The organism is Opitutus sp. ER46 (assembly GCF_003054705.1).
GTDB lineage: Bacteria > Verrucomicrobiota > Verrucomicrobiia > Opitutales > Opitutaceae > ER46.
The window spans coordinates 213,230-238,257 of the sequence record NZ_QAYX01000025.1 but is presented as its reverse complement, the minus strand read 5'-3'; the positions used below and the strand labels follow the sequence as shown (position 1 = coordinate 238,257).

Sequence of the window (25,028 nt, the reverse complement as noted above, 5' to 3'; positions counted from 1 at the left end):
GATGCCGTGAAATCAACGCTCGCGTGCATCCCCTGCCTACTCCGGCAATCTTTCACTGCAGCGGCGCTCTGCAGTTCCTCGGCCTCCGCCCGTGAATCGATGGCACGCGAGATCTTGCTCGCAGCGACTTCGTTGGATTTCTCGCGACCGCCTCCGGTCCTGGCAGCGGAAATCCAAGCCCAAGTCAGGGAGATCACCGGCTGCGCCGACCCCTATCGAGAGCTGAAGGCCCACTACAACGAGCTGGCGTTATCGTCCCTGCCAGCGCTGGAGCATGCCGTCTGCGCCGCGCCCGATCCGCTCCGAGCCGCGACCGCGTTGGCCATTGCCGCCAACGTGATCGATCTCGGCGCCAAGAGTGGGCTCACTGAATCAGAGGTGCACGCCGTCCTGGCCTCAGCGATCGACACTCCGCTGGCCGGTGAGTTGGACGCCTTTTGCGTCGCCGCCGCGCAGGCTCGCCGGATCCTCTACCTGGCCGACAACGCGGGCGAGATCATCTTCGATCGTGTCCTCATCGCCCAGCTTCCTCGCGGCTGCGTCACCGTCGCGGTCCGCGGAGGTCCGGTGCTCAACGATGCCACGCGGGCCGACGCACAAGTCGCCGGCCTCATTCCATTCGCTGAGATCATTGACAGCGGCGCAGCCATCCCCGGCACCTGGCTATCCAGCTGCTCCGCCTCATTTCGGCGCCACTTCCATAACGCCGACCTGATCATTGCGAAAGGTCAGGGAAACTTTGAGACATTGAGCGAAGTTTCCGCGCCCCTCTTCTGCCTGTTCCGCGTCAAGTGCGAGATCGTCGCCCAACGCTCCGGGTACCCACTGGGCAGCAATGTCGTCTGGCGCCAATCGCCGCGGCTTGGCCGCGGCGATTACAGCTGAATCTTGATCCCGCGGCGGAGGTAGGTCGGCACGTCGAGATCCTGGCCGTCGAAAAGATTGCGTTCCGTCTTCTCGAAATAGCCGCGGCTCTCCACCTCTCCGAAACCAAATTCCTCCTGCGACGTCGGCTTGGCACCCGGTTTGCCCGCGGCCACCGGTTTCGCCGGCGCGCCGTCGTCGAGCAGCAGCCCCTGGTCACTGGGAGCCGACTCCTCTCCCTTCGGCATCTCCGGCGTCGCGACCGGCGCGCGGTTCCGTCCCTGCGCCACGGGACGACGCGGCGGCAGCGAACGACCGCCCATGTCGCTGGTGCCGATCACGCACACCTCGACGCGGCCGGCGAGGTTCTCGTCGATCACCGCGCCCATGATGATGTGCGAGTCGCGCCCAAACTGCTCGGTGATCGCCGTCATGATCTCGTTCACCTTCGGCAGCGTCAGGTCGGCGCCGCCGGCGATGTTCACGAGCAGGCGGTCGGCCTTGCGCGAAAACTCCGGGGTGTGCAGCAGCGGGCAAAGCTTGAGGCTCGCCAGCATGTCCGCGACGGCGTTCTCGCCCGCGCCCTCGCCCAGCCCGAAGAGGGTCTTGCCCCCGCGGTGCTGAAACGCCTGCCGTAGCGTCGCGAAGTCCAGGTTGATCAGCCCAGTCTTGAAGAGCATCGACCAGATCGACTTCACGCCGCGGCCGATCCACTCGTCGGCGCGCGCAAACGAATCCAGCACGGTCTCCCCTTCCGCCGCTTCCTGCAGGAGGATGTCGTTCGGCAGCGGGATGACCGCGTCGCAAACCTGCCGCAGCGCGCGCAGGCCCTCCTCGGCTTGCTTCAGGCGCCGGCCGCCTTCGAAGCTGAAGGGCATCGTGACGAACGCGATGACCAGCGCGCCGGACTCGGCCGCGATCTCCGCCACGATCGGCGAGGCGCCGCTGCCGGTGCCGCCGCCCATTCCCGTCACCAGGAAAACCAGGTCGCAGTCCTTCACGACGGTCGCGATCTTCTCGCGGTCCGCCTCCGCCGCCTCGCGGCCCAGATCAGGATCGCCGCCGGCGCCGAGGCCGCGCGTCACGCTCATGCCGATGAGCACCTTGGCCTCCACCGGCGAACTCGAGAGCGCCTGGTGGTCGGTGTTGATCACCGCGAGCTGCAGCCGCTCGAGGTTCTCCATCTTGAGCCGGTCGACCGCATTCGCGCCCGCGCCGCCCACGCCCACCAGCTTGATGGCGATGTTCTTGTCGGCGAGCATCCCGTGCTCGAGGGGAAGTTCGTTCAGATTCATGGTCAGGAGCTCGCAAACAGCCGCTTGAGAAAGCCGCTCCCGCGGCGATTGGCCGGGCCGAGGTCGGCCTTGGCGCTGATCCCGTAATAGAGGAGTCCGAGGGCGGTGTGGTAGCTCGGGTCGCGCAGGTTCTCGCTCACCCACGTGGGGGTCTCGCCCAGGTGCGCCGGTACGCCAAACACCTTCGCGGCGGTGTCGGTGATGCCGCCGAGCTTCGCCGTGCCGCCCGTCAGCACCACGCCGGCGCTGCAGGTTTCGGGCGTGAAGCCGTTGCCGAGCTTCTTCTTCACGACCTCCAGCAGCTCCCAGATGCGCGCCGCGGTGATCTGCTCGATCGCCTGCTGCGAGAACTGCCGGTCGCCGATCGCGAAATTGCCGTCGAGCCAGACCTTCTGCGCCCGGTCCCGCGTCACGACGTTCGCGCGCCCGAACCGCAGCTTCAGCTTCTCCGCCTGCCCTTCGGTCAGCCTCAGGCCGATGCTCAGGTCGTTCGTCAGGTGCGTGCCGCCCACGGGCAGCACGCCCGTCACGTGCGCCGCGCCGTTGCGGTACAGCACGTAGTCCGTTGTGCCCGCACCGATATCCAGCACCAGCACGCCGTGCTGTCGTTCCTCGGCCGTCGTCACCATGTGGCCCGACGCCAGCGACGCCAGGACCAGCTCGCGCACCTCGAGGTTGAAGCCGCGAATCACGTGGATGTTGTCCGCCAGGCGCTGCTCCTGGCCGTGAACCGTCCAGTACCCGACCTCCAGGCGCTGCCCCACGAGGTGCTCGGGGCTGCCCGGCACGATGCGGCCGTCGACGCGAAATGGCCGGCGGATATTGTGCACCACCATGCGACCGGCCGGCAGCTCCTTCGACTTCGCGAGGTCGCACACGGTACGGATGTCGGCGGAGTCGATCATGTTGTCCGACGCCTTCACGTTCACCGCCGCCTCGTTGTAGAAGCCTTCGAGGTGCCCGCCCGTCTGGGCCAGAAAGACTGCGTTGATTCGCTCGCCGGCATCGCGCTCCGCCTGCTCGAGCGCGCTGTGCGTGCACTCGCTCGCGGCCTTGTAGTCGACGACGGCGCCCTTGATCACGCCGCGCGACGAACACTCGCCGCGGCCGATGATGGCCAGCTCGCGACCGGTGTACTCGCCCACCAGGACGGTGATTTTCGACGTACCGATCTCAACGGCACCAATGAACATGGTTCTAGAACTCACGGTTGGACCTCTTCGGTGGTTGAGGGGGCAAAGAAAACAAAGTCGGCGTGGAGCGCGTCTCGAACGTGCCGGGGAAGGCCTGCGGCCGCGGCGTCGCCGGCACCACCGGGCGCTCCTTCTCGGCGAGCGCAGGGTCGGTCGGGAAAACCATCACGGGCACATCCTGCCCCAGCGACAGGTCGATCGTCGCGCGCGCGCCCGGCGCCCGCGCGGTGAGTTCGTCCATGATGTAGTTCAGTTTCACCAGCTGCCGGAAAAACCCGTCGGTCGTGGAAAACTGGATCACGATGCCGTCGCGCGTGCGGACCTCGATGCGCCGGTCGAGCTCGAGATGGGCCAGCGAGACGATCGACCAGTTCATGTAGAGGTGCTCCGCCTCGAGCCGAGCCCGGCCAAGCAGGTCGGCCACGACGTCCATGCCCGCGATCGGCCGCAGCCGGCCTTCCTCGGGCGTGAGTTTCACGCCATCGAGCCAGGGCAGCGTCTCGATCACCGCGGGTTCATAACCGGTGCCGGCGTAGAGCACGCCGTCGCGCGCCACCAGCATCGGCCGTTTCTGCCCCTGCCAATCGGTCATCACCCGCGCCACGGGCGTGCGCTCCGTGAGCCGCACGATCAGCCGGTCGGGAAATTCCCGCATCAGCGCCGCGCTCGCCACCTGGGGATCGGCGAGCAGCCGGCCCCGCAGCTCGTGGAGATCAAGTTCCAGCAAGGAGACCTGCTTCGGGAGCCCGAGCGTCCGCGCCAGCCACGCATGGTCGAGGACGCCATCGGTGTGCAGCTCCGGCAGCTTCATCGGCGTCGCCCGCGCGACGGCCGGCAGCGCGTGCGCGTCCTCGCGCAGCGAGGCCACGACGAGCCAGCCGCCCCAGCCGAGCAGCGCGGCGATCACCACGCCGCCCGCGAGCCGCAGGCCCTGCTTGGCCAGCCGCCACTTGCCCTCCGGCGACATGGCGCGCGGCACCACCGGCTGCGGAATGTCGCGCCAGGTACGGGTGGCTGGAGGTTGAAGAGGGTCTCGGTTCACGAACGCAATGCGCCCGCCGCTCCTTGAAAACGCTGCAATGCCGGCGAAACCAGCTCCCGAACCAATGCCGTGAAATCAAGTCCCGCGCAGCGTGCGCTCATCGGCAGCAGACTGGTTTCCTTCATGCCGGGGAGCGTATTGATTTCCAGCAAATAAAAGGCCGTCGGGCCCGAAAGCATGAAGTCCACGCGCGCGTAGTCGCGGCAGCCGCACGCGGCGAACGCCGTTTCCGCCGCCGCCTGCACGGCGCGCGTCGTCGCCGCCTCGAGCGGCGCCGGCGCCAGGTACTCGGTCATGCCCTTCGTGTACTTGCTCTGGTAGTCGTAGACGCCCGACTTCGGCCGGATTTCCACCACGCCCATCGCCTTGCCGCCGAGCACGCCGACCGACAGCTCCCGGCCGAACACGCGGCGCTCGATCAGCCACTCGCCCCGCGTCGCCTCGGCCAGCTTCGCCGCCAGCTCGGCCCGGTTCGCGATCAGGCTCAGCCCCACGCTGCTCCCTTCCGCATTCGGTTTCATCACGAGCACCTCGCCCAGCTTCGCCACGACCTGGTCGGCCGTCGGCTTCGCCGTCGCGTTGAAATGGATACCCTCGATCACCGGCACGCCGCGGGCCGCCGCCGCCTGCTTCGTCCGCGTCTTGTCCATCGTCAGCGCGCTCGCCGCCGCCGTGCAGCCGGCGTAATGCACCCCGGCGGCATCGAGCAGCGACTGCATGCCGCCGTCCTCGCCAAAGGTGCCGTGCAGCGTCGAGAAGACGACGTGGCGGCGCGGATCGAGCCCTGCGGGCAGGGCATTGGCGTTGATTTCGAAGAACCGGGTCGGAAACGACCGGCTCAACGCCAGGGCGCTCGCGCGTCCCGATCCGAGCGAGACTTCGCGCTCGGAAGACGTACCACCCGCAAACACGGCCAGAATCGGAGATTTCATACGAAAGGGTTCACAGGACGTCGTCCCAGCGCTTGCCGTACAGCAGGACCTCCGGGTGCAGGTCCACGCCTCGGGCGGCCCGCACGCGGGCCCGTACCCGCCGCACCAGTTCCAGCACGTCCGCGCTGGTGGCATGGCCGCGGTTCACGATGAAGTTGGCATGTACCGGCGAGACCTCCGCATCCCCCACCCGCTCACCCTTCAGCCCGCATTCATCGATGAGCCGGCCCGCGGAGTTGCCGGGTGGATTGCGAAAGACGCAGCCGGCACTCGGCTCCCGCGGCTGCGACTCATGCCGCTTCCTGGCGTAGGCATCCATCTGCTGGCGAATGGCGCCGGCCGCCGCGGGCGCCGCCGGCCGCAGCCGTGCCGCGAGCGCGATGGCGTCGTGCAGTTCCGCACAGTCGCGGTACTCCACGTGCAACGCGGGCTTGGCCAGCGTCTGCACGTCGCCGGCCAGCGTGATCAGCTGCAGTTCCTCGACGACGTCGAACATCCAGCCGCCCATCGCGCCGGCGTTCATGCGCAGCGCGCCGCCGACGCTCCCGGGAATACCCTCGAGAAATTCGAAGCCCTGCAGCCCCGCCTTCGCCGCTAGGCCGCACAGGTTCTTCAGCCGCAGCCCCGCTCCCGCCCACACACTGCCGTCGGGCTGCGCCTCAAACTTCGTCCAGACCTCGTGCGCCAGCGAGATCACCAGCCCGTGCACGCCGTCGTCCGGCACGAGGAGGTTCGAGCCGCGACCGAGGGGAAAGACCGGAACGCCCGCCGCCGCCGCCGCGCGCAGCAGGGTCTGCAGGTCGGCCAATGACGCCGGCTCCGCGTACAGCCGCGCCGCGCCGCCAATGCGGATGGTGGTGCGGCCCGCGAGCGGCTCTTCGCGCTTGAACTTCGTGGCCGCCGCCAGCTTCGGCTGCTCCGCCGCAAAGAATGCATCCCAGCGATCTTCCCCCCGCCGGCTCTCCAGCCAGCGCCGCGCCAGCCGGTCGATGTCGCCGGCGCCGACAAACGCCACGAGATCACCCGCGCGCACGTCCCGGGTCAGCGCCGCCAGCGCCCCTGCCGGGTGCTTGGGACAATACGTTACCGGCAGGTCCGGCCGCGCCTTCCGCACCGCCGCCGCCAGGTGCTCGGTCGTGCCGCCGCGGACCGGCTTCTCTCCGGCCGAATACACGTCGAGCAGGCAGAGCAGGTCGGCCGTGGTGAGCACGTCGGCGAACTCCGCGAGGAACTGGGCCGTCCGGCTGTGCCGGTGCGGCTGAAAGACCACTACCAGCCGCCCCTGGCCGGCCCGCGTCCGCAGGCTCGTGAGGAGCGCGCGAATCTCCGCGGGATGATGCGCGTAATCCTCAAGCACGGTGATGTCGCTGCTCTCCAGGATCGCCTGCCGCCGCCGCACCGCCGGATACGCCACCAGGGCCGCGCGCGACGTCGCCGCGCCCATCAGTTGCGCCGCCGCCAGCGCCGCGGTCGCGTTCGCCGCGTTGAACGCCCCCCGCGCGCGCACCTCAGCCTCGCGCAAGGTGAATCGGCCCTCGAGCCGCAGAGTCATGTGCCGGTCGGCTTCCGCCACGACCGCCCCCAGGAAATCCCCGTGCGGCCCGAAGGTCCGGACGTCCGCCGTGCCTCCCGTCAGCCGCTCCCGCACCCGCGCACTCATCGCGCAACTGTCCGACACGAGCACGTGCCCGCGCGTCCGGGCAAACAGGCCCAGGAACGCACCTTCGATGTCCGCCGCGCTGCGGTAATGGTCGGGGTGATCCCAATCGAGGTTCACGGCCACCGTGATCTCCGGCGAGAACGCGCCGATGGTGCCGTCGCTCTCGTCGATCTCCGCGATCACCCAGGCGTTGCTTCCGGCCTCCGCCGGCGCCGTGCCATCCGCAAAGAGTCCGCCGAGCACATAGCCGGCGGGAAAGCCCGCCGCCCGCAGCGCCGTGATCAGCATCGCGGTGGTCGTGGTCTTCCCGTGCGAGCCGCACACCGCCACCAGTTTCCGCCCGCGCGTCACTTCCGCCAGGAGCTCGCCGCGGCGCACGCCGCGCACCTGCCGCGCGTCTGCCGCCACCCGCGCCGGGTGCCCCGGCGCGATCGCCGAGGAATAGACGAGCAGCTCCGCATCGCCCGGCATCGGCCCGACCGTCACGCCCGCGCGCCCCAGCTGCTCGCGCATCTCCGGGGTCAGCGCATCGTCCTCACCGCTGACCGTGAAGCCCAGCCGCGCGAGATAGATGGCCAGTGGGCCCACGCCCATGCCACCGACGCCGACGCAATGCAGGCGGGTGACCGGGTGCCCGAAGAGCGCGGGCCGCGCGACGCCGTTGTCGGGTCGCGCCGTCATGCCGGCACCACCGAAATCGGGTTACCGGCCTGGGCTCCGGCGGTGATCTCCTCGAGATCGGAAATGATGAGATCCAGCGCGTTCGCCCGGTCCATGCGCCGGAGGTTGCCGCGAAACTGGCGCAGCAGCCAGTCGTTCGTGATCACGTCGAGCACCTCCGCCCGCAGGTCGCCCAGCCGCGTCTGCGGCACCACGAGCCCGCCGCCCTGCTGCTCAAAATACACCGCGTTGGCGCGCTGATGGTCGTCCGCCGCCTGCGGATAGGGAACCAGGATGGCCGGCGCCTCGCAGCGGATCAGCTCGGCGATCGTGCCGGCGCCGGCGCGGGACAACACGAGGTCCGCGGCCGACATCAGCACCGCCATGCGATCGCTGAACGCCTCGAAGCGGCTGCGCACGGGCGCCCCGCTCGCCGACTTCAGCGTCACCTCCGTCGCCGTACCCTTGCCGAGGCCGGTGACGCAGTAAACCTGGATGCCCTCGGCCGCGAGCGCCTCGAGGTTCTGGCGCGTCCAGTCGTTCAATGGGCTGGAACCCTGGCTGCCGCCGAGCACCACCAGCACGCGCTGGTTGGGATCGAGTCCGATCTCCCGGCGCGCCGTGGCCGCCGGCACCTTCTGGATTTCCGCCCGCACCGGCAGGCCGACGTGACGCGTGATCGAAGCGCGGATCGCCGGGAGCTCCACGCCTGGCGGCAAATAGACGCGGGTGGCGAGGCGGCCGAGCGTGCGCACCGCCAGGCCCGGCACGCGATTGGCCTCGTGCAGCACAGCCGGGATCCCGAGCGCGCGCGCCGCCATGACCAGCGGCGCCGAGGTGAAACCGCCAAAGCCAAAGACGCCGTCCACGCGCCGCTTCCGGCCCGTGCCCGCCGGTGCGTCGGAGAGCCGGCCCTGGCGCAGGAGATGCAGGCAGAACAGGAAGGCGCGCGACTGCGACGCCACGCACCGGGCGAGGGTCGCGGGCTTCCAGCCGAAGCCGCTGCCCGGCATGCGGGCGAAGGTCAGCTGCGGGTACTTTTCCATCAGCCGGGCGTCCACGCGTTTCTGGCTGACGAGGAGCACGCTCTCGTGCCCGCGGCTCGCCAGCGCCTCGGCCAACGCGATCCCCGGCGACAGATGCCCGCCCGTACCACCACAGGAGATGACGAAGAAGCTCATGATTGAGAGGTGAGGAAAGAAGCGGCTGAGGCTAGGGTCGGGGCGCGCCCCGCGCTCACGCGAGGACCTCCCGCATGCCGCCCGCGTTGTCGGGCAGCACCGCCCGGCCCCAGTTCCGCTGGGTGTTGATGATGATGCCGACCACCAGCCCCATCAGCATGAGGTTGGACAATCCGGCGCTGATGAAAGGCAGCGGCATGCCCTTGTTGGGCAGCAGGGCGGTGACGACTCCGAGGTTCACGATCGCCTGCACGCACATGAGCATCAGGCAGCCCGCGACGAGCAGGTACTGGAAGAGATTCGGCGCGCGGCGCAGGTGGAACAGGCCGGCCACGAGCATGAGGATGAACGTGAGCACCACCCCGAGCGTGAACCAGAGCCCGAGTTCCTCGCCGATGATCGAGAAGATGAAGTCCGTATGCGCCTCCGGCAGGTAGTTCAGCTGCTGGCGGCCCTGGCCGAGCCCGGCGCCGTCGATGCCGCCCGACGCGAACGCGAGCAGCGCCTGCCAGTTCTGGTAGCCGGCCGAGAGCCGGGTGCCTTCGGGATCGAGAAACGCCATGATGCGGCGGAGGCGATTCGGCGAATGCAGCACGATCACCACGAAGCCGCCCAGCGCCAGGCCGATGGTCGGCAGCAGATAGCGCCAGCGCGCGCCCGCCAGAAACAGCAGCGCAAATCCCACGAAGATCATGAGCGCGGCCGTGCCCATGTCCGTCTCGCAAAGCACCAACCCGGCGAAGCCGCCGACGATCAGGAGCGGCAGGACGAAGCCGCGCCGCAGTTCGCCGATCCGCATCTGGTTCAGGGCCAGGTAGTGCGCCAGGCAGAACACCAGCGCGAACTTGCCGAGTTCCGAGACCTGGAGCCGCACCGGCCCATAACCCAGCCAGCGGCTCGAGCCTTTCACCTTCATCCCGATGCCGGGAATCAGGACGATCGCCAGGAGCAGCAACGCGGCGCCGGCGATCCACCAGGCGTAACGCCGCACGTAGTCGAGATCGAGGCGGCTGACGAAGATGCAGACGACGGTCGCGATCATCACGCCGAAGAACTGCTTCTGCAGGTAGAGATACGGCACCTCCACGCCCGCCTTGTTGCGGAACGCCGCGCTGGCGCTGAACAGGACGGTGAGCCCCAGCAGCGTCAGCCCCAGCGCGCAGACGACGATGATGGTGGCGGGGCTGAAGAAGGTGCGGGCGGGAGAGCGGGCAGTGCGCCGTTCGTTGGCCATGAAGTCGGGTCAGCCGAGGCGGACCACGCCGCAGGGCGTGGCCCGGCACGTTGGGGCCAAGGGGCGAACCGGGGAGACGATCGGGCGGAAGATCACGGGATCCGGCACCTCAGGGCTGCGGCGGCGTGGCCGAGTTCTCGTCGATCTTGATCACCGGCACGCTCGAGGTCTCGGTCGGCGCCGCGGGCGCCGGCTGTTCCTGCTCGAGAATGTTGGGGATCTCCTTCGGCGTCTGCGGCGCGGGTGCCGGCGCGGCGGAACCCGACTTGCTGGACACAGAGCGCCAGCCGGTGCCGGACGGAATATTGAGCGTGGTGCCGGCGCGGAGCTTCAGTGGGTCGGTGATGTTGTTGTGCAACGCCAGTTCCTTGGCGCTGACGCCGAAGTTGCGGGCGATGGCGCCAATGGTCTCGCCGGGCTGCACGACGTGAGTGACCTCCCCGGAGGCGGACTTGGCGGATTCGGGTTTCGGAGCCGGCGCGCTGTAAGTCGGCGCCGGAGCGGCGGCGGGGACGCTGGCAGCGGACGCAGACTTGGCGGTGGAGCTCTTCTTGGGGATGAGGAGCTTCTGGCCCTCATGCAGCACCGCCCCGGCCTTCATGTTGTTGGCCGCGGCGATCTCCCGGTAGTCGGTGCGGAAGCGCTTGCCGAGTTCCCAGAGATTGTCGCCGGCCTTCACGGTGTAGGTGGTGGCGGGCGTGACGTTCTCGACCGGGGCGGCCTGGACCGCGGAGGCGGCGGGCGTGTTGGGCCGCGTCGGCATGAAGCGTACGCCGCCGGCGGAGGAGCCGCCCGCGTACGCCGCAGGGGCGTTCGGGTCGAAGCCAGCCGCAGGCAATGGTCCGTAGCCGGAACCGGCGTCACCCACCGGCGTCGGCGTGGCGGGCGGCACCGCGATCGCGGGCGCGGCGTCGGTGTGCATGGCGGTGTCCTCGGGCGCGGGTGCCGGCTTGCTCGTGGAGCTGCAGCCGGGGATGGCGACACAGAGGATCAGGGCGGCCAGGTGAATGCCCACGACGATGCCGAAAATCTTCAGGACTTTCATGGGAGGAATGGAGGTCGGTTGTGGAGCGTTGCGAACGGGAATGCTATCTCAAATTGGGTCGCGCGCGGCCTTCGTGACCGCGGGCGTGGCGGCGAGCGTTTCCACCAGTTTTTCAAACTGCTCCCCGCGATCCTCATAGCTGCGAAACTGGTCGAAACTGGCGAACGCGGGACTGAGCAAGACATGGCCACCGCGGGGCGCCAGTTGCGCGGCCAGCGGCACCGCCCGGGCCAGGGTCTCGGCGCTGGTGTGCGGCACGTGCGCGGCCGCACAGTGCCGCGCCAGCTCCGCGCCCGTGGCGCCGATGAGCACCACGTGGTGAACCCGCCCGGCCAGGCGACGCACGAAACCGCCGAGATCGCCGCCCTTCGCCTTGCCGCCGGCGATAAGCACGACCGGCGCGGTGAAGCGGCCGAGCGCAGCCTCGACGGCGTGGAAGTTCGTGGCTTTCGAGTCGTTCCAGAATGTGACGCCCTCGATCTCGGCCACCCGCGCGAGGCGGTGGCGGCCAAGTTTGAAAGTGCGCGCGGCCGAAATGAGCTGAGCCTCATCCAGCCGCGCTTCTCGCCACCAAGCTTTGGCGAGCAAAAAGTTCTCCCACTGCGGATAGTCGCCGAACACCGTGCCGACGAGGCGTTCATCGATCGGCACGCCAATCGTCGCCACCGCGTTCACGCCTTCCGTCGGGCAGCCGAACTTGCCGGCGAAATGCTGCACCGAACTCCCAATAAAGGCGCCGGGAGCAAAGTTGGGCCGGTCGAGCGTCGCGTCCTTCGCTTGCGTGTGCGCCACGAGGTTCCACTTGGCCGCGAAGTACGCCTCGAGCCACGGATGCCGCTCGAGGTGATCCTCGGCGAAGTTCGTCCACAGCGTGCTCGTCGCCTGCAGGTGTTCGATGGTCTCCGCCTGGAATGAGCTCACCTCGCACACCGCGATCGTCTCTGGCGTGCCGCCCGCCCGTTCCGCCGCCACGGCCGAAAACGAATGGCCGATGTTGCCCGTCGCCACGGCGTCGAACCCGGCCGTCTGCAGCGCGTGCGTGAGAAACTCGGTCAGCGTGGTCTTCCCGTTGGTCCCGGTGACCGCGAGGATCCGCCCGCGCCAGCACAGGGCGGCAAAGTCCAGTTCCCCGAGGCAGGTTGCGCCAGCGCCGCGCGCCGCCACCAACCAGGGATGGTCCGGCACGAAGCCGGGCGAAAACACCACGAGCTTGTGCGCCCGTGCCGCCGCGGCGTCGAACGCCATGCCTTTCGCGTCGTACACCTGCGCCGTCGCCCCCAGCGCACCAAGCAGCGCGCGCACGCCGTCGCCGCTCACGCCCGCGCCGAAGACGGCGACGGGGCGCTCCAGCAGCGCGGAGAGGAACGTGGACGGAGCGAAGGCCATGCGTGAAGCCGGATCGAGAGGGTCAGTTGCCGCGCGTCAACTGGGCCGCGGCGGCGAGCCGGTCGCGGCGCATCATCCAGGCGCCGATGAAGGCGCGGTTGCTCACCACGGGCAGGCTGGAACGCGAGGGCGTCGACCGCCCGAACGCGGGCAGGGCACGGGCCGGCAGGCCGGAGGTCAGCCGGGGCGCGGAGGAGCGGTGCAGGTCGCGCAGGAGGGAGTTCATGTCAGCGAAGCTTGAGGGTCGCCAGGCTCGCCAGTGCGAACCCGAGCGACAGGACCCAGAAGCGGAGCACGACCTTGGTCTCCGGCCAGCCGCGCTTCTGGAAGTGATGGTGAATCGGCGCCATCAGGAAGATGCGGCGCCCTTCCCCGAAGCGGTGCTTCGTGAACTTGAACCAGCCCACCTGCAGCACCACGGAGAGCAGCTCCATCACGAACACGCCGCCGGCGATCACCAGCGTCAGCGGTTGATGGATCATGAAGGCGATCACGCCGAGCAACCCGCCCAGTGCCAGCGAGCCGGTGTCGCCCATGAACACCTCCGCCGGATGCGAGTTGTACCAGAGAAACGCCATGCAGCCGCCGATCAGCGCGCCGCAGATCACCGTGAGTTCACCAGCACCGGGCACATGGCTCGTCAACAGGTACTCGGCGAGGCTCACGTGGTCCGCCACGTACGCCATCACGCCCATCACCAGCGCCACCGTGATCGTGCAGCCGACCGCGAGGCCGTCGAGGCCGTCGGTCAGGTTGATCGCGTTGCTGAAGCCGACGACCCAGAGGTAGATCAGCGCGAGCAGCAGCCACCACGGCATCTGCGCCATGACCGCGTGCTTCACGAAGGGCACCCACAGCTCGCGGATCTTCTGGCCGCTGTCCGGGTGCCAGAGCAGCACGCCCAGCGCGCCCAGCGTCGCCAGCGTCTGCCACCCGATCTTCTCCCAGGAGGCGATGCCGTTGCGGTTCTTGTGCACGACCTTGAGGTAGTCGTCGCGGAAGCCCGGGACGGTCAGCGCGGCGTAAACGAACAGCGCGACGAACGCCCACACATTGGGCCGCGCCCACAGCACCGAGCTGACGAACACCGAGAGGAAGATGATGAGCCCGCCCATCGTCGGCGTGTGCTTCTTGTCGAAATAGGTGGCGCCCAGCGCACCCGTCCGGTCGTCGATGTAGCCGTGCCCGAACTTCAGCTCACGGAACTTTCGGATCAGGTACGGGCCGATCGCGAAGCCGATCGCCAGCGCGGTGAGCGCCGCGAGCGCCGTCCGCAGGGTGTGGTACTTCAGCAGCCGCAGCGGCCCGAAGTAGGCTTCGAAATCTGCCAGGTAGGAAAGCATGTCGACTAGTGCGCGCCCGCGGCGGCCGGGCTCCCCTCCTCCGCGGCAAAGACCTGTTCGAGTTGATACCGGCGGCTGCCCTTCACGAACACCGCGCCCCGCCACCAGCGGACCGAGTCCGCGATGGCTTTCGCCGACGCCGCCACGTGCAGCTGCCGCGTGGGCGTCCCCGCCTCCACGGCGCCTTCGATCACCTCCTGCGCGTGCGTGCCGATGATGAACGCCTGGTCGTCGGGCCGGAGTTCCAGCGCGCGGCCGAGCTCGCGATGGTAGCGCGGCGACTCGTCGCCGAGTTCCTCCATGCACCCAAGGACAAACAGCCGGGGTTCGTGCGCCGGCGCGATCGCGGCAAAGACTTCGAGCGCGTCGACCATCGATGCCGGGTTCGCGTTGTAGCAGTCAGCGTACAACAGCCGCCCGTGTTCGTGCCGGATCTCGCCGCGCAACGGGGCCGGCTGCCACGCGCCCAGGCGCGCCTGGATCACCGCGGCCGGCACGCCGAGCCAGAGCGCGGTGCAGATGGCGAGCACGGCGTTTTGCGCCATGCCGTCGGACACGCGCCGGAAGGTGAACGCCAGCGGGGGCGGCACGCCATACGCCAGCGCCACCGCGGTCTGGTCCGCCCGCTGTGTGAGCGTGAAATAGACAGTGTCCTTCGGCGCCGCCGCGGGACGCAGCACGTCGGCGCGCTCGATCACCATGGTGCCGACGCCCAGCTCACGGAAGGCCGGGAACCGCGCGGTCTCCCGCGAGAACACGGCCACGCCGGCGGTGCGCACCGCCGCGGGCAATTGCGCCTTCTCGCGCGCCACGCCCTCCAACCCGCCGAGTTCCTGCGTGTGCGCGGGCGCCACCAGCGTGATCAGCGCCACGTCGGGCTCGATCATCCCGGCCAGCGGCCGCATCTCGCCGGGCGCGCTGATGCCGGCCTCGACCACCGCGAAATCGTGCGCGTCGGAGTCCAGCCGCGTGAGGGTCAGCGGCACCCCGAGGTGATTGTTGAGGTTGCCCTGCGTCGCCAGCACGCGGCCGGTGAACGCCGCCGCGCCGGAGCCCGACGTCGAAGAATGATCCTCGGTGGCGGTAACGCCGAATGCACTGCCACCGAGGAGGAGCGCGAGCAGTTCCTTGGTGGAGGTCTTGCCCGCACTGCCAGAAATACCCACGACCCGCCCCCGGAAGCGCCGCCGATGCTCCCGCGCGATCGCCTGGAACGCGCCCACGGGATCGGCAACCACGAGCTGCGGCAGCGCCATCTCGGGATTGGCCGCGGCGACGATCGCCGCATCCGCGCCGGCCGCCGCCGCCGCGCCGAGAAAATCATGTCCGTCCCGCTTGGGCGTCTTGATCGCCACGAACACCTGCCCGGCCCGCAGCTGCCGCGAATCAACGCAGAAGCCGGCGCGCGCCAGCGGTCCCGCGGGCGGCGTCGTCCAACGTCCACCCGTCCAGGTCGCGAGGTCTTGGGCCGAGAATGCAGGCATGTCGCTCGAGGAGAAGCGCGTCAGGACACCTTCACCGCCTTGATGCCGATCAGCTCGCGCACCACGTGGCGGTCGTCGAAGGGGAAAACGGTGTCGGCAAACTCCTGGTAGCTCTCGTGCCCCTTGCCGGCGATGAGGAGGCAGTCGCCGGGCTTGGCCATGTCGAGCGCCAGGGAAATCGCCCGGCGGCGGTCATCGATCCAGGTGAACTTCTCCGGCGCCGTGACGCCCGCGCGCATGTCGTCGAAGATCTGGGCGAGGGCCTCGGTGCGGGGGTTGTCCGCCGTCGCGAAGGCGATGTCGGCAAAGTCCTGCACCGCGCGGGCCATGAGCGGGCGCTTGGTGCGGTCCCGGTTGCCGCCGCAGCCGAACACGACCAGCAGCCGGCCCGGGGTGATCGCGCGCAGCATGCCGAGCGCATTGCGCAGCGCGTCGTCGGTGTGGGCGTAGTCGACCAGCACGTTGAACGGCTGGCCGGCCTCGATGCGCTCCATGCGGCCGGGCACGCCCTTGAAGGCGCGCAGGCGGGCGAGAAACACGACCGGGTCGCGGCCGAGGCCCCACGCGGTCGCGATCGCCGCCAGCATGTTGCTGACGTTGTAGCGGCCGATGAGCGGCGAATCGATGTCCATGCTGCCGCCCGGCCATACCAGACGGAAGGTGGAGTTCTTGAAGTTGAGCTGGACCTGCTCCGCGCGCACCTGCGCGTCGGGGTGCTCGCCGTAGGTGACGAGCCGGGTGCCGGGCACCTCCGCGGCGAGCTCCGCCGCGAGCTTCTCGCCGTAGGCATCGTCGAGGTTCACCACCGAAACCTTCGGCAGCGAGCCGGTCTTGCCGGTGAACAGGCGGGACTTCACCTCGAAGTAGGCGTCGAGCGTCTTGTGGTAGTCGAGGTGGTCGCGGGTGAGATTGGTGAACACCGCCGCGCCGAACTGCAGCCCGCGCACGCGGTGCTGGTCGATGCCGTGCGAGCTGACTTCCATCACGGCCTGGCGGCAGCCGGCGTCGCGCATCTGGCCGAGCATGCCGAACACATCGAGCGCCTCCGGCGTGGTGCGAAACGCGGGCACGGTGCGGGCGCCCAAGTCGTAGTTGATCGTGCCGAGCAGGCCGACGCGCTGGTCGCCGCCGAGAAAGTGCTGCAGGAGATGGGTGACGGTCGTCTTGCCGTTGGTGCCGGTGACGCCGATGACGCTCAGGTCGCGGTCCGGGAACTTGTAGTAGCGCTGCGCGACGGCGGCGAGGGTGGCACGGGCGTCGGCCACCTGGATGATGGTCGCCTTGCCCGGAGGATGCACCGGCATGCTGGACGTCACGACCGCCACGGCGCCGCGGCTGATGGCCTCGTCGATGTAGCTGGCGCCGTCGGTCCGGTGGCCGGGTAGCGCGAAGAACATCATGCCCGGGACGACGCGGCGGCTGTCGATGGCCAGGCCCGAGATGGGCCGGTCGAGGGTGCCCTTCACGGCGACGATCTCGCCTTCGTGGAAGTAGTCGGAAATTTTCGGTGCCATTTTGAAAACGCGGCTGACCGCGAGTGCTTCACGACGGGTGCGCTTCGCCGGACGCGGCTGAAACGCGTGAATGAGGGTGGGATTGAAGGTGAGATAGCCGATCACCGTTGGACTCCTGGAATGGCGGCGAGGACATCGACCCTCGCGCGCTGGTTGGGTGGCGTAATGGGAAGAATGGGAATGAGCTTTTCGCCGATGCTCTTGAAAACGGGGGCCGCGATCTGCGCGCCGTAGGCCACGCCATTGCGGCAGCGGTGGTCGGCGTCATCCACGATCACCGAGATCATCACCTGCGGGTTGCTGGCCGGGAAGAAGCCGACGAAGGACACGACGTGGTTCTTCTTCGAGGGCATCAGCTTGGTGCGGCCGCTCGGGAGCGTCACCGGGACGTACTTCTGCGCGGTGCCGGTCTTGCCGGCGACCTCATAGTCGTCGTCGCCGATCTTGATGGCGGCGGTGGCGGCGGTGCCGCCGGGCGACGCAACGCCCTTGAGCATCAGCGCCATCGTGCGCGCCGTCTGCGGCGAGATCACGCGGCGGATCTGCTGCGGCCAGTAGCGGTAGATCTCGTGATTCTCGGTGTCGCGGATCTCGCGGATCACCTGCGGGCGCATCAGGACGCCGCCATTGGCGATGACGCTCATCGCCTGGTGCATCTGGAGCGCCGTGGCGGCGATGGAATGCCCCATCGCCATGCGGGTGATGTCGATCGGGCGCCAGTCCTTGCGGGGCTTGAAGATGCCGTCCTCTTCGCCGCCGAAGGCGAAGCCGAGCCGCTCGCCGAAGCCGAAGCGGTGGGCGTACTCCTCGAACTTCTCCTCGCCGACCTTGATCGCAAGCTGGGCGGCGCCGCGGTTGCTGGAACGGGAGATGATCTCGGCGACGGAGAGCGGATGGTCAAAATGATGATCCTCCTGCGGCATCTTCACGTTCTTCTCGCGGTACCAGATGCGCTCGATCGAGCAGTTGAACTGCGTGTCGGGGCTGACGAGGCGCTCCTCGAGCGCGGCGGAGGCGGCGACAATCTTGAACACCGAGCCGGGTTCGTAGGTGTCGGTCACCGCGATGTTCTTCATGCGGTTCATCTCCGACTTCGGCACGCGGCCGTACTCGTTCGGGTTGAAGGTCGGGTAGTTGGCCATCCCGAGGATGAAGCCGGTCGCCGGCTCGCTCACGATGATGGTGGCCTTGAGCGGCTCGTAGGTACGGGCGATCTGGTCGAGCTCGCGCTCGATGATGTCCTGCACGGTCGCGTCGATCGACATCACCACGGAGTAGCCGTCGGAACGCGGCAGGTCGTGGGTGCGGAAACGCGCGACTTCGCGGCGGCGGCCGTCCTTCTCGCCCTCGCGCCAGCCATCCTGGCCGTGGAGGTAGAGGTCGGCGAAAGCCTCGACGCCCAACGCGCCGTCACCGACGCGGTTGGCGAAACCGACGAGATGCGCAGCCAGCTCGTTGTGCGGATAGACGCGGGCGTAGCGGCGCTCGGGCGGGCAGATGGCGCGGATGCCGAGCTTCTCGATCTCGGCAAAGGTGGACTCCGAGACGGCGTCGCTCAGCGGCATGTAGCGGATCGCGCGGTGGCCTGGCAGGGTATTCCCCGGCGCCGGCTCCTCGTCCTCGCCATTCGCGACTTCGGGATCATTGGGCGCCGTGGGCACGACCGAGTTCCGGGCCACGATGGACTTGGCAAACTCAGGATCGAAGGCGGGGTCGCCCTCGTCGGCCTCGGCCGTCTTGGCGGTGGCGGCGCTCGCGGCGGCAAAGTTCAGGTTGAGCAGCGCGTTGGCCGCCGGCGCGCCGGAGGTGGTGGCGTTGGCCGGAGCAGCGGACGTCGCGATGCGGCGGTACTGGGTCTCGAATTTGCGGGTGACCTCGGCGAGCGGAAGGTTGAGCAGCTGCGCGAGGCGCGGGAGCTTGGCCTTGTCCTCCGGCCGCACGAGCATCGGATCGACCGCCACGCGAATCATCGGCCGGCTGGTCGCCAGGCGCACGTCACGGCTCCGATCGAAAATGTCGCCGCGGCGGGCCACATCGCGCGCCGTCTGCCGCCGGGCCTGCGCGAGGCTGCGGAGGAGCTCGTCCCGGTTGATCACGTGCAGGTGCACCAGACGCACGCCCACCACCACGAAGCAGCTGAGGAGAGCGGCCGCGAGGACGACGATGCGATAGTTGGAGGCGAAGCCGCGGGACATCGACTAGGGTGTGAACGCGAATTTCACCGCACCGGGCCGGGCGGAGGTCGCGGCATCCGCCGGCGGCACGGCCGGCAGGCCAAAGGAGACGGACGACGGCGTGCTGATCCCGGCCGTCGCCGGAGCGGTCGTCGTGGGTTGGAGCGTCAGTTGAAAGCGGGGGACGGACGACTCGAGCGCCTCGCGCTCGAACGCGCGGCGGCTGGCCCGGGCGACGAGGCGGCGGGCGGGATCGCCGATCACCGGCTGGATCTGAGTCTGGGTGATCTCGGCGAGCCCCAGGCGCATGCTGTCATTCTGAGCCCGGAGAACCTGCGGGCTCATGGCCTCCTCGACCAGCGCGCTGGTGTCGGCAATCTGGCGCTCGACGTCGCTGATCTGCCGCACGAGCGCAGCGTTGTGGTCGGCGACGACGGAGATTTGGTGCCGCATCCAGACGGTGCCGAGACCGACGGAACCGCCAAAGCCGATGGTGACCAGCAGTCCGACGAGCAGCTGGTTCACGTATGCCTGGGAATCAAAAGGCTTCATGGGGCAGAAAGGGTTCAGAGCTTGCGCAGCGCGCGGAGCTTCGCGGAGCGGCTACGGGGATTGCGGGCGATCTCGTCGGCAGCGGGGCCCACGGGGCGACGGGTGAGCGGATCCGCGAGCTTCACGCGCAGGTCCTGCGGCGTGCTGTCGCTGGCGCTCTCGGGCTGGCCGCACTGGCGGCGGAAATACTGCTTCACGATCCGGTCCTCGAGGGAGTGGAAGCTGATGACGCAAAGGACGCCGCCGGGGAGGAGCTTGGCGAACGCGGCGGGCAGGGCGCGCTCGATGGCGCCGAGTTCATCGTTCACCGCGATGCGGATGCCCTGGAAGGCGCGCGTCGCGGGATGAATCTTCGAGGTGTGGCGGTCGCGGGCGGGAATCGCCTCGGCGATCAGCTCGGCCAGCGCGGCGGTGCGGGCAAGCGCGCCGGAGCCACGCGCGGCCAGGATCGCACGCACGACGCGGCGCCAGTGCAGTTCCTCGCCGTAGTCGCGGATGGCGCGGACGAGCATCTCCTCGGTCGCGGTCTCGAGCCAGCGGCTCGCGGGAACGCCGGCGCGCGGGTCCATGCGCATGTCGGCAGGCGCGTCGTTGCGGAACGAGAAGCCGCGTTCGACTTCATCGAGTTGGAACGACGAGACGCCGAGGTCGAAGAGGATGCCGTCGAAGTGCTCGAGCGGCAGCTCGGCCAGCGCGCCAAAGTCACGGTCAACCAGCGCGAAGCGGCCGGGAAACTCCTCGCGCAGCACGGCGGCGCGCGGACCGGCGGCCGGGTCGCGATCGAGCGCGATGACGTGCGTCTCGGGATGCGCCAGCAGCAGCGCGCGCGTGTGCCCTCCCCCGCCGAACGTGCAGTCGAGGTAGCGGCCGCCGGCGCGCGGGGCGAGGTACTCCATGACCTCGCGCAGCAGCACAGGCTCGTGGCCGGGAGTCATTTTCGTGCCCGGGAGATCATCGAGAGCGGGAGCCATGCGGCACACTCCTCTCAACGGATTGGTCCTTGCTCACGGAACGGAGCACGAGGCCGGCACGCACCCGCGGCGTGGCGCCGCGGGCGGAGGGCTGGGTGGTCGGGGTCTCCCCGGCGTCGACCCAGACGGGAAAGCTCTGGCGCGCCGCGGCGGATGCGCTGCTGGGCGTCCGGCGCACGGGCTGACGATCCGCGGCCGGTTTGTCTTTGGCGGTGCGGATCATGATCAGATGTCGAGGCGACGCATAAGGTCGCCAAAGTTTTCGCCCGCGGTCCGCGCTTCCTCCTGCTGCCAGCGCGACGGGCTGTAGATGCTAAACTTGGTCAGCGAGCCGACGAGCACGGCGTCCTTCTCGATCCCGGCGTGCTTCAGCAGTTCCGCGCTGAGGCCGATCCGGCCCGCCTTGTCGAAGGAGATGCTCTGCGTCTGGGAAAAGAAACGCGCCGCAAACGCCTGCGCCGCCGCATCGCTCAGCTTGAACTCCGAAATCTTCGCATGCAGGCGCTCCACTTCCGAGGGCGGCAGAATCGCCACGTAACCATCGGGATGCGGGGTCGCCAGGAAGGCGTCGCTCTCTGCGTGCGCAGCACGCCAGGCCGACGGGATCGTGATCCGACCCTTGTCGTCCATCGTGTGCCTAAAGAGGCCCGTGTAGAAAGCTTTGCCTGCTTGCGCCATGTACGGGACGTCCAGCCGCCCCAAAGTGCCCCATTTCAACCCACTTTTCCCCACCCAGGTCAAGAATAGACACATCCGTGCCCCCGAAAACTTATTCACAAGCTAGGCACAGACCGTCACCTCCGAGGCAACCGGGTGGGTCCGCACCCACTCCGCGATGGGGAAAAGACTTCCCCGCCTGCATCCCTCCCATTTGGCCCCACACGAGCCCGGGATTCGCGATGTTGCCAACCGGCTGCTCCACGATCCGCCAGTGGCCTGCATTGCCCGGATCGGCGGCGTTTATGGGACGTAAACAGGACGCAAACGGCGCGATCGGCTTGGCATCCGTAGCCGGAGCTGCATACCCCCGCGCGCCGTGATTTCGTTCGCCAACTCTAAAGCCAATCTCCTGCAGGCAGCTCGCTTGCGGGATTCGGCTGCTTCCATCGCCACTGCGCCCACCCCGCGCCGCTTCCCCGGGGACCGGTGCACGTGCTGGCTCTGATCCTGGTCTCGGGCCTTCTTCAACTCCCTCCCGCGCCGGACCCGGTCTCCGATATCGGCGTCGTGGTGGGCCCAATCAATCGACAGGCAGCGTACTTTCGCGACGCGCGCGTCGATTGCCTGCCCAAAGCAGCGGCCGTGGCGACGCACTGGGCGGAAGCCTACGGCGCCCCCGCATGGGTGGTGGCCGTGCAGAACCTGGCCACGGGCCAGGGCCACGCCGTCGCCGTTCTCGCGTGCGCCGACCAGCGACTTTGGGTGTACGATCCCGCCGGTGACCGACTGCTGCCGGCGCGCGCCAACAATCCCGCGACCGCCTTCGACTTCGGCGCCCTGGCCGAACCGAGAGTGCCGCGCCGCGTCGCCGTGATGCGCGACCCGGTGCGAACGGAAACGGGGTACGCGTTCGCGGAGAACACGCGCTGGGAGGTGACGCGCGCGGGCTCACGACTGTCCGCGGGCGCGTTTCACGTCGTCCCCGTTGGCGCGACGCTCGGCGACGTCGAGCGATAGCACCGCGACGCGGCTCCAACGCGACGCAGGCGCCGCGCCAGGGTTACCGGAAAAATCTTTCGCGCCGCCTGAATTCCTTCGGCTCCGCACGGAACCGGGCGCCGCCCCGCGCTGTTCCATGCCTCCGTCAGGACCATGAAAAACGAAACGCCCACACCCACCGCCCTTCACCACGAGTCTGATCTGCTCGAAATCGAAATCCTTGTCGCGCGGCGTGCGGACGAACTGGCCCGCGCGCGACAGGCACTCGGGCTTCCGCCCGACGACCTGCGCTGTTGGTTTGAGGCCGAGGACGAGGTGCTCGCCGGTGCCGCGCTGACAGCCGTGGCCTAGCGTCGGCGCGCGGGCCATGCCCCGGGCGCGAAATCCGTGCGCCGCGCCCGCGCCGCCCCGTCACGGCATCGTCACCACGATTTTCCCGAACTGCGCGCTGCGCTCCATCAGCGCGAACGCCTCGGCCGCGCGCTCCAGCGGAAACACCTCGCTCACCGTCGGCCGGATCTGCTGCCGCTCCACGAAGGCGACGAGCGCCCGCCAGTCCGCCGGCGACCCCATGGTCGTCCCGAGCAGCGAGACCTGCCGCCAGAAGATCTTGCGCATCGGCAGCGTCGGCGGATCGCCGCGCGTCGCCCCGTAAAACGCGATACGGCCGCCCGGCGCCGCCACGTCCACGAGCCGCCCAAACTCCGCGCCGCCGGCACTGTCGATGATCACGTGAAAGCCGCCGGTCTCCTTCACCGCGCGTGACGCCCAGTCCGCGTCGGTGTAGCGAAACCCGCCCTTCGCGCCGAGCGCGACGGCCCGCTCGATCTTGGCGTCGGAGCTCGAGGTGACCCACGCCTCCGCGCCCGCCGCCACGGCAAACTGCAGCGCGAACAGCGCCACGCCCCCGCCGACGCCGCTGATGAGCACGCGTTCGCCGCGCTGCGCCTGCGCGCGCGAGAACAGCGCCCGATACGCCGTGAGCCCGGCGAGCGGCAACGCCGCCGCCTCCTCCCACGACAGATGGGCCGGCTTGGCCGTGAGCTGCGGAGCCGGCACCACGACCTTCTGCGCGAGCGTGCCTTCCCGCGGCAGACCAAGGATGGAGAAGCGCGCCCCCTGCGCCGCCTCGTTCTCTCCCCACTCGAGACTCGGGTTGATGATCACCTCGCGACCGCGCCAGGTCGCGTCCACTCCGTCTCCCACTTCCGTCACGACGCCCGCGCCGTCCGAGCCCGGGATGCAGGGCCATTTCAACCCCGCGTACTGTCCCGCCTTGATCCACACATCGCGATGATTCAGCGCCGCCGCGCGCACCGCCACCACCGCCTCGCCCGGTCCGGGGCGGGGGTCGGGAACCTCGACGACGTGGAGCTGGTTAACCGCAGGGAGTTGCACACAACGCATGCGGACGAAGTAACCCAATCCCCGGTCCGCCGCAAATCCGTCGCCGCTCGGGAATTTCGCGGTTCGCCGCGTAGGAGTCGCCGCAACGCGGAGGAGCGCCGCCGCACTTCACACTTGGAACCCGGCGGTTCGCCCCTGCACCTTGTGCGCCGACTTGCTGATCGCGTTTCACAAACCCTACGGCGTCCTGTCGCAATTCACACCTGAGCCCGGCTCGCGCTGGCGCACGCTCGCGGACTTCCGTCTGCCGAAAAACGTCTACGCCCTCGGCCGGCTCGACGCCGACTCCGAGGGACTGCTGCTGCTGAGCGACGAACGCGCGCTCAATCACCGGCTGCTCGATCCGGCGCACGCGCACCGCCGCGAATACTGGGCGCAAGTCGAACGCATTCCCTCCGCCGAAGTCCTCGCCCGGCTCGAGCGGGGCGGCCTCGACCTCCGCGATTTCCGCACGCTCCCGTGTCGCGCCCGCCGCCTGGAGCCGGCGCCCACGCTCCCGCCGCGGGATCCGCCGATTCGCGAGCGGAAGAACGTGCCGGACTGCTGGCTCTCGCTCGAGCTGATCGAGGGCAAGAACCGCCAGGTCCGCCGCATGACGGCCGCCATCGGCCACCCCACCCTGCGGCTCCTCCGCGTCCGCATCGGAGAATTCCAGCTCGGCGATCTCGCCGCCGGGGCCTGGCGCGAACTCGACGTCCGCGAGCGCGCGCTCGTCCTCGGCTGACCGCGCCGGTCGTATCGGACGCCCGGGCCGTGCGACCGGCGATCGTGCTACACGCGCACGATCACGTCCTCGGTCCGGAACCGCACCTTTTTCATCAGCGCGTAGCGCTCATCCGGAACCCGATAGCCCGCCGCGCACGCGACGACGCTCGCGAATTCCGTGCCCTTCAGCCCGAGAATCTCGTCGAACTTGGCGGGCTCGAAGCCCTCCATCGGACACGTGTCGATGCCGAGGACCGCGGCGCTGGCGAGGAACTGGCCGAGCGCGATGTAGAGCTGGTGCTCCTGCCACTTGTCCAGCCGGCCCTCCGCCCGCGCCTGGTCGAGATTGCCCACGGCCATGTCGCGGAACTTCGCGAGGGACTCGATCGGCAATCCGCGGACTTCGGCCATCCGCGCCACGTGCCGCGCGACGTGGTCGGCGCCGAGATTGCGCCGCACCGCGAAGACGACGAAGTGCGAGCAGTCCACCACCTGCACCTGCCGCCACGCCGCCGCCATCAGCCGCTCCTTCACCGCGGCATCGGTGACCACGAAGAACCGCCACGGTTGCAGGCCGATGGACGACGGCGCGAGCACGAGCGACTGCTCGAGCGCATGCCAATCGGCGGCCGCGATTTTGCGCGCGGCATCGAACTTCCGCGTGGCGTAGCGCCAGTGGAGGGCTTCCAGGAGAGCTTCAGGTGAGAGGGTGAAGGACACGGGAAAA

22 protein-coding genes and 1 pseudogene are annotated in these 25,028 nt (G+C 69.0%); 4 read left to right on the top strand and 19 right to left on the bottom strand.

Annotation, left to right across the window (positions count from 1 at the left end):
* Positions 1-6 precede the first annotated feature (6 nt).
* Positions 7-885: an ARMT1-like domain-containing protein gene (locus DB354_RS19320; protein WP_107837281.1), complete on the top strand. Its 879-nt coding sequence runs from the start codon at positions 7-9 to the stop codon at positions 883-885.
* On the opposite strand, the gene ftsZ is transcribed toward DB354_RS19320, so the two are convergent.
* The 17 genes from ftsZ to DB354_RS19230 form a co-directional block, all read right to left on the bottom strand.
* Positions 876-2,159, bottom strand: coding sequence for a cell division protein FtsZ (ftsZ, locus tag DB354_RS19315; protein ID WP_107837280.1), 1,284 nt, complete (start codon positions 2,157-2,159; stop codon positions 876-878). The genes DB354_RS19320 and ftsZ overlap by 10 nt on opposite strands.
* A 2-nt stretch (positions 2,160-2,161) precedes the next feature.
* Entirely contained in the window at positions 2,162-3,352 is a 1,191-nt protein-coding gene (gene ftsA / locus DB354_RS19310) for a cell division protein FtsA (protein WP_107837279.1), read from the bottom strand.
* A gap of 4 nt (positions 3,353-3,356) precedes the next feature.
* Positions 3,357-4,394 (bottom strand): FtsQ-type POTRA domain-containing protein, encoded by a 1,038-nt coding sequence (locus tag DB354_RS19305; protein WP_146180329.1) that lies wholly within the window; start codon positions 4,392-4,394, stop codon positions 3,357-3,359.
* Positions 4,391-5,326 carry a D-alanine--D-alanine ligase gene (locus tag DB354_RS19300; RefSeq protein ID WP_107837277.1) on the bottom strand — a complete coding sequence of 312 codons (936 nt, stop codon included), beginning with the start codon at positions 5,324-5,326 and terminating at the stop codon, positions 4,391-4,393. Before DB354_RS19300 ends, DB354_RS19305 begins: the two co-directional genes overlap by 4 nt.
* 10 nt (positions 5,327-5,336) lie before the next feature.
* Positions 5,337-7,667 (bottom strand): UDP-N-acetylmuramate dehydrogenase, encoded by a 2,331-nt coding sequence (gene murB / locus DB354_RS19295; protein ID WP_107837276.1) that lies wholly within the window; start codon positions 7,665-7,667, stop codon positions 5,337-5,339.
* Positions 7,664-8,827, bottom strand: coding sequence for a UDP-N-acetylglucosamine--N-acetylmuramyl-(pentapeptide) pyrophosphoryl-undecaprenol N-acetylglucosamine transferase (locus DB354_RS19290; protein WP_107837275.1), 1,164 nt, complete (start codon positions 8,825-8,827; stop codon positions 7,664-7,666). Before DB354_RS19290 ends, murB begins: the two co-directional genes overlap by 4 nt.
* A 55-nt stretch (positions 8,828-8,882) precedes the next feature.
* Positions 8,883-10,061: a putative lipid II flippase FtsW gene (gene ftsW / locus DB354_RS19285; RefSeq protein ID WP_107837274.1), complete on the bottom strand. Its 1,179-nt coding sequence runs from the start codon at positions 10,059-10,061 to the stop codon at positions 8,883-8,885.
* A 109-nt stretch (positions 10,062-10,170) separates the two neighbouring features.
* Positions 10,171-11,106 carry a LysM peptidoglycan-binding domain-containing protein gene (locus DB354_RS19280; protein WP_107837273.1) on the bottom strand — a complete coding sequence of 312 codons (936 nt, stop codon included), beginning with the start codon at positions 11,104-11,106 and terminating at the stop codon, positions 10,171-10,173.
* Positions 11,107-11,154: 48 nt separating this feature from the next.
* Positions 11,155-12,492, bottom strand: a complete 1,338-nt coding sequence (murD, locus tag DB354_RS19275; protein ID WP_107837272.1) for a UDP-N-acetylmuramoyl-L-alanine--D-glutamate ligase — start codon at positions 12,490-12,492, stop codon at positions 11,155-11,157.
* A gap of 22 nt (positions 12,493-12,514) precedes the next feature.
* Positions 12,515-12,718, bottom strand: a complete 204-nt coding sequence (locus tag DB354_RS19270) for a hypothetical protein (protein ID WP_107837271.1) — start codon at positions 12,716-12,718, stop codon at positions 12,515-12,517.
* Between the two features lies 1 nt (position 12,719).
* The gene (mraY, locus tag DB354_RS19265) at positions 12,720-13,835 is read right to left on the bottom strand and encodes a phospho-N-acetylmuramoyl-pentapeptide-transferase (protein WP_107837270.1); all 1,116 of its coding nucleotides are present in this window, start codon (positions 13,833-13,835) and stop codon (positions 12,720-12,722) included.
* Between the two features lie 5 nt (positions 13,836-13,840).
* Positions 13,841-15,319 carry a UDP-N-acetylmuramoyl-tripeptide--D-alanyl-D-alanine ligase gene (gene murF / locus DB354_RS19260; RefSeq protein WP_107837269.1) on the bottom strand — a complete coding sequence of 493 codons (1,479 nt, stop codon included), beginning with the start codon at positions 15,317-15,319 and terminating at the stop codon, positions 13,841-13,843.
* Between the two features lie 20 nt (positions 15,320-15,339).
* Positions 15,340-16,833, bottom strand: a complete 1,494-nt coding sequence (locus DB354_RS19255; RefSeq protein ID WP_233256705.1) for a UDP-N-acetylmuramoyl-L-alanyl-D-glutamate--2,6-diaminopimelate ligase — start codon at positions 16,831-16,833, stop codon at positions 15,340-15,342.
* 101 nt (positions 16,834-16,934) lie between these two features.
* Positions 16,935-19,028 (bottom strand): penicillin-binding protein 2, encoded by a 2,094-nt coding sequence (locus DB354_RS19250; RefSeq protein ID WP_107837267.1) that lies wholly within the window; start codon positions 19,026-19,028, stop codon positions 16,935-16,937.
* Between the two features lie 3 nt (positions 19,029-19,031).
* On the bottom strand, positions 19,032-19,559 hold the full coding sequence (locus tag DB354_RS19245) for a hypothetical protein (RefSeq protein ID WP_107837266.1): 528 nt from the start codon (positions 19,557-19,559) through the stop codon (positions 19,032-19,034).
* 14 nt (positions 19,560-19,573) lie between these two features.
* Positions 19,574-20,494, bottom strand: coding sequence for a 16S rRNA (cytosine(1402)-N(4))-methyltransferase RsmH (rsmH, locus tag DB354_RS19240; RefSeq protein ID WP_107837766.1), 921 nt, complete (start codon positions 20,492-20,494; stop codon positions 19,574-19,576).
* A 261-nt stretch (positions 20,495-20,755) separates the two neighbouring features.
* Positions 20,756-21,160, bottom strand: coding sequence for a mraZ (locus DB354_RS19230; RefSeq protein ID WP_233256703.1), 405 nt, complete (start codon positions 21,158-21,160; stop codon positions 20,756-20,758).
* Positions 21,161-21,676: 516 nt separating this feature from the next.
* On the opposite strand from DB354_RS19230, the gene DB354_RS19225 reads away from it, so the two are divergent.
* Together DB354_RS19225 and DB354_RS19220 are read left to right on the top strand one after the other, a co-directional pair.
* Positions 21,677-22,207 carry a hypothetical protein gene (locus DB354_RS19225; protein WP_107837263.1) on the top strand — a complete coding sequence of 177 codons (531 nt, stop codon included), beginning with the start codon at positions 21,677-21,679 and terminating at the stop codon, positions 22,205-22,207.
* Positions 22,208-22,342: 135 nt separating this feature from the next.
* Positions 22,343-22,540, top strand: a complete 198-nt coding sequence (locus tag DB354_RS19220; protein WP_107837262.1) for a hypothetical protein — start codon at positions 22,343-22,345, stop codon at positions 22,538-22,540.
* A 60-nt stretch (positions 22,541-22,600) separates the two neighbouring features.
* On the opposite strand, the gene DB354_RS19215 is transcribed toward DB354_RS19220, so the two are convergent.
* Complete coding sequence (locus DB354_RS19215; protein ID WP_107837765.1) at positions 22,601-23,596, bottom strand: zinc-binding dehydrogenase; 996 nt, start codon at positions 23,594-23,596, stop codon at positions 22,601-22,603.
* 114 nt (positions 23,597-23,710) lie between these two features.
* Between DB354_RS19215 and DB354_RS19210 the strand changes: the two are divergent.
* A pseudogene (locus DB354_RS19210) lies at positions 23,711-24,320 on the top strand (pseudouridine synthase).
* A gap of 47 nt (positions 24,321-24,367) precedes the next feature.
* On the opposite strand, the gene DB354_RS19205 reads toward DB354_RS19210, so the two are convergent.
* Positions 24,368-25,021 carry an NAD(P)H-dependent oxidoreductase gene (locus tag DB354_RS19205; RefSeq protein WP_107837763.1) on the bottom strand — a complete coding sequence of 218 codons (654 nt, stop codon included), beginning with the start codon at positions 25,019-25,021 and terminating at the stop codon, positions 24,368-24,370.
* Positions 25,022-25,028 lie beyond the last annotated feature (7 nt).

Coding starts and splice junctions, on each gene's coding strand:
- ftsZ (WP_107837280.1), bottom strand. CDS start 2,159: ATGAATCTGAACGAACTTCCCCTCGAGCACGGGATGCTCGCCGACAAG.
- ftsA (WP_107837279.1), bottom strand. CDS start 3,352: ATGTTCATTGGTGCCGTTGAGATCGGTACGTCGAAAATCACCGTCCTG.
- DB354_RS19300 (WP_107837277.1), bottom strand. CDS start 5,326: ATGAAATCTCCGATTCTGGCCGTGTTTGCGGGTGGTACGTCTTCCGAG.
- murB (WP_107837276.1), bottom strand. CDS start 7,667: ATGACGGCGCGACCCGACAACGGCGTCGCGCGGCCCGCGCTCTTCGGG.
- DB354_RS19290 (WP_107837275.1), bottom strand. CDS start 8,827: ATGAGCTTCTTCGTCATCTCCTGTGGTGGTACGGGCGGGCATCTGTCG.
- ftsW (WP_107837274.1), bottom strand. CDS start 10,061: ATGGCCAACGAACGGCGCACTGCCCGCTCTCCCGCCCGCACCTTCTTC.
- DB354_RS19280 (WP_107837273.1), bottom strand. CDS start 11,106: ATGAAAGTCCTGAAGATTTTCGGCATCGTCGTGGGCATTCACCTGGCC.
- murD (WP_107837272.1), bottom strand. CDS start 12,492: ATGGCCTTCGCTCCGTCCACGTTCCTCTCCGCGCTGCTGGAGCGCCCC.
- DB354_RS19270 (WP_107837271.1), bottom strand. CDS start 12,718: ATGAACTCCCTCCTGCGCGACCTGCACCGCTCCTCCGCGCCCCGGCTG.
- mraY (WP_107837270.1), bottom strand. CDS start 13,835: ATGCTTTCCTACCTGGCAGATTTCGAAGCCTACTTCGGGCCGCTGCGG.
- murF (WP_107837269.1), bottom strand. CDS start 15,319: ATGCCTGCATTCTCGGCCCAAGACCTCGCGACCTGGACGGGTGGACGT.
- DB354_RS19255 (WP_233256705.1), bottom strand. CDS start 16,833: ATGGCACCGAAAATTTCCGACTACTTCCACGAAGGCGAGATCGTCGCC.
- DB354_RS19250 (WP_107837267.1), bottom strand. CDS start 19,028: ATGTCCCGCGGCTTCGCCTCCAACTATCGCATCGTCGTCCTCGCGGCC.
- DB354_RS19245 (WP_107837266.1), bottom strand. CDS start 19,559: ATGAAGCCTTTTGATTCCCAGGCATACGTGAACCAGCTGCTCGTCGGA.
- rsmH (WP_107837766.1), bottom strand. CDS start 20,494: ATGACTCCCGGCCACGAGCCTGTGCTGCTGCGCGAGGTCATGGAGTAC.
- DB354_RS19230 (WP_233256703.1), bottom strand. CDS start 21,160: ATGGACGACAAGGGTCGGATCACGATCCCGTCGGCCTGGCGTGCTGCG.
- DB354_RS19220 (WP_107837262.1), top strand. CDS start 22,343: ATGAAAAACGAAACGCCCACACCCACCGCCCTTCACCACGAGTCTGAT.
- DB354_RS19215 (WP_107837765.1), bottom strand. CDS start 23,596: ATGCGTTGTGTGCAACTCCCTGCGGTTAACCAGCTCCACGTCGTCGAG.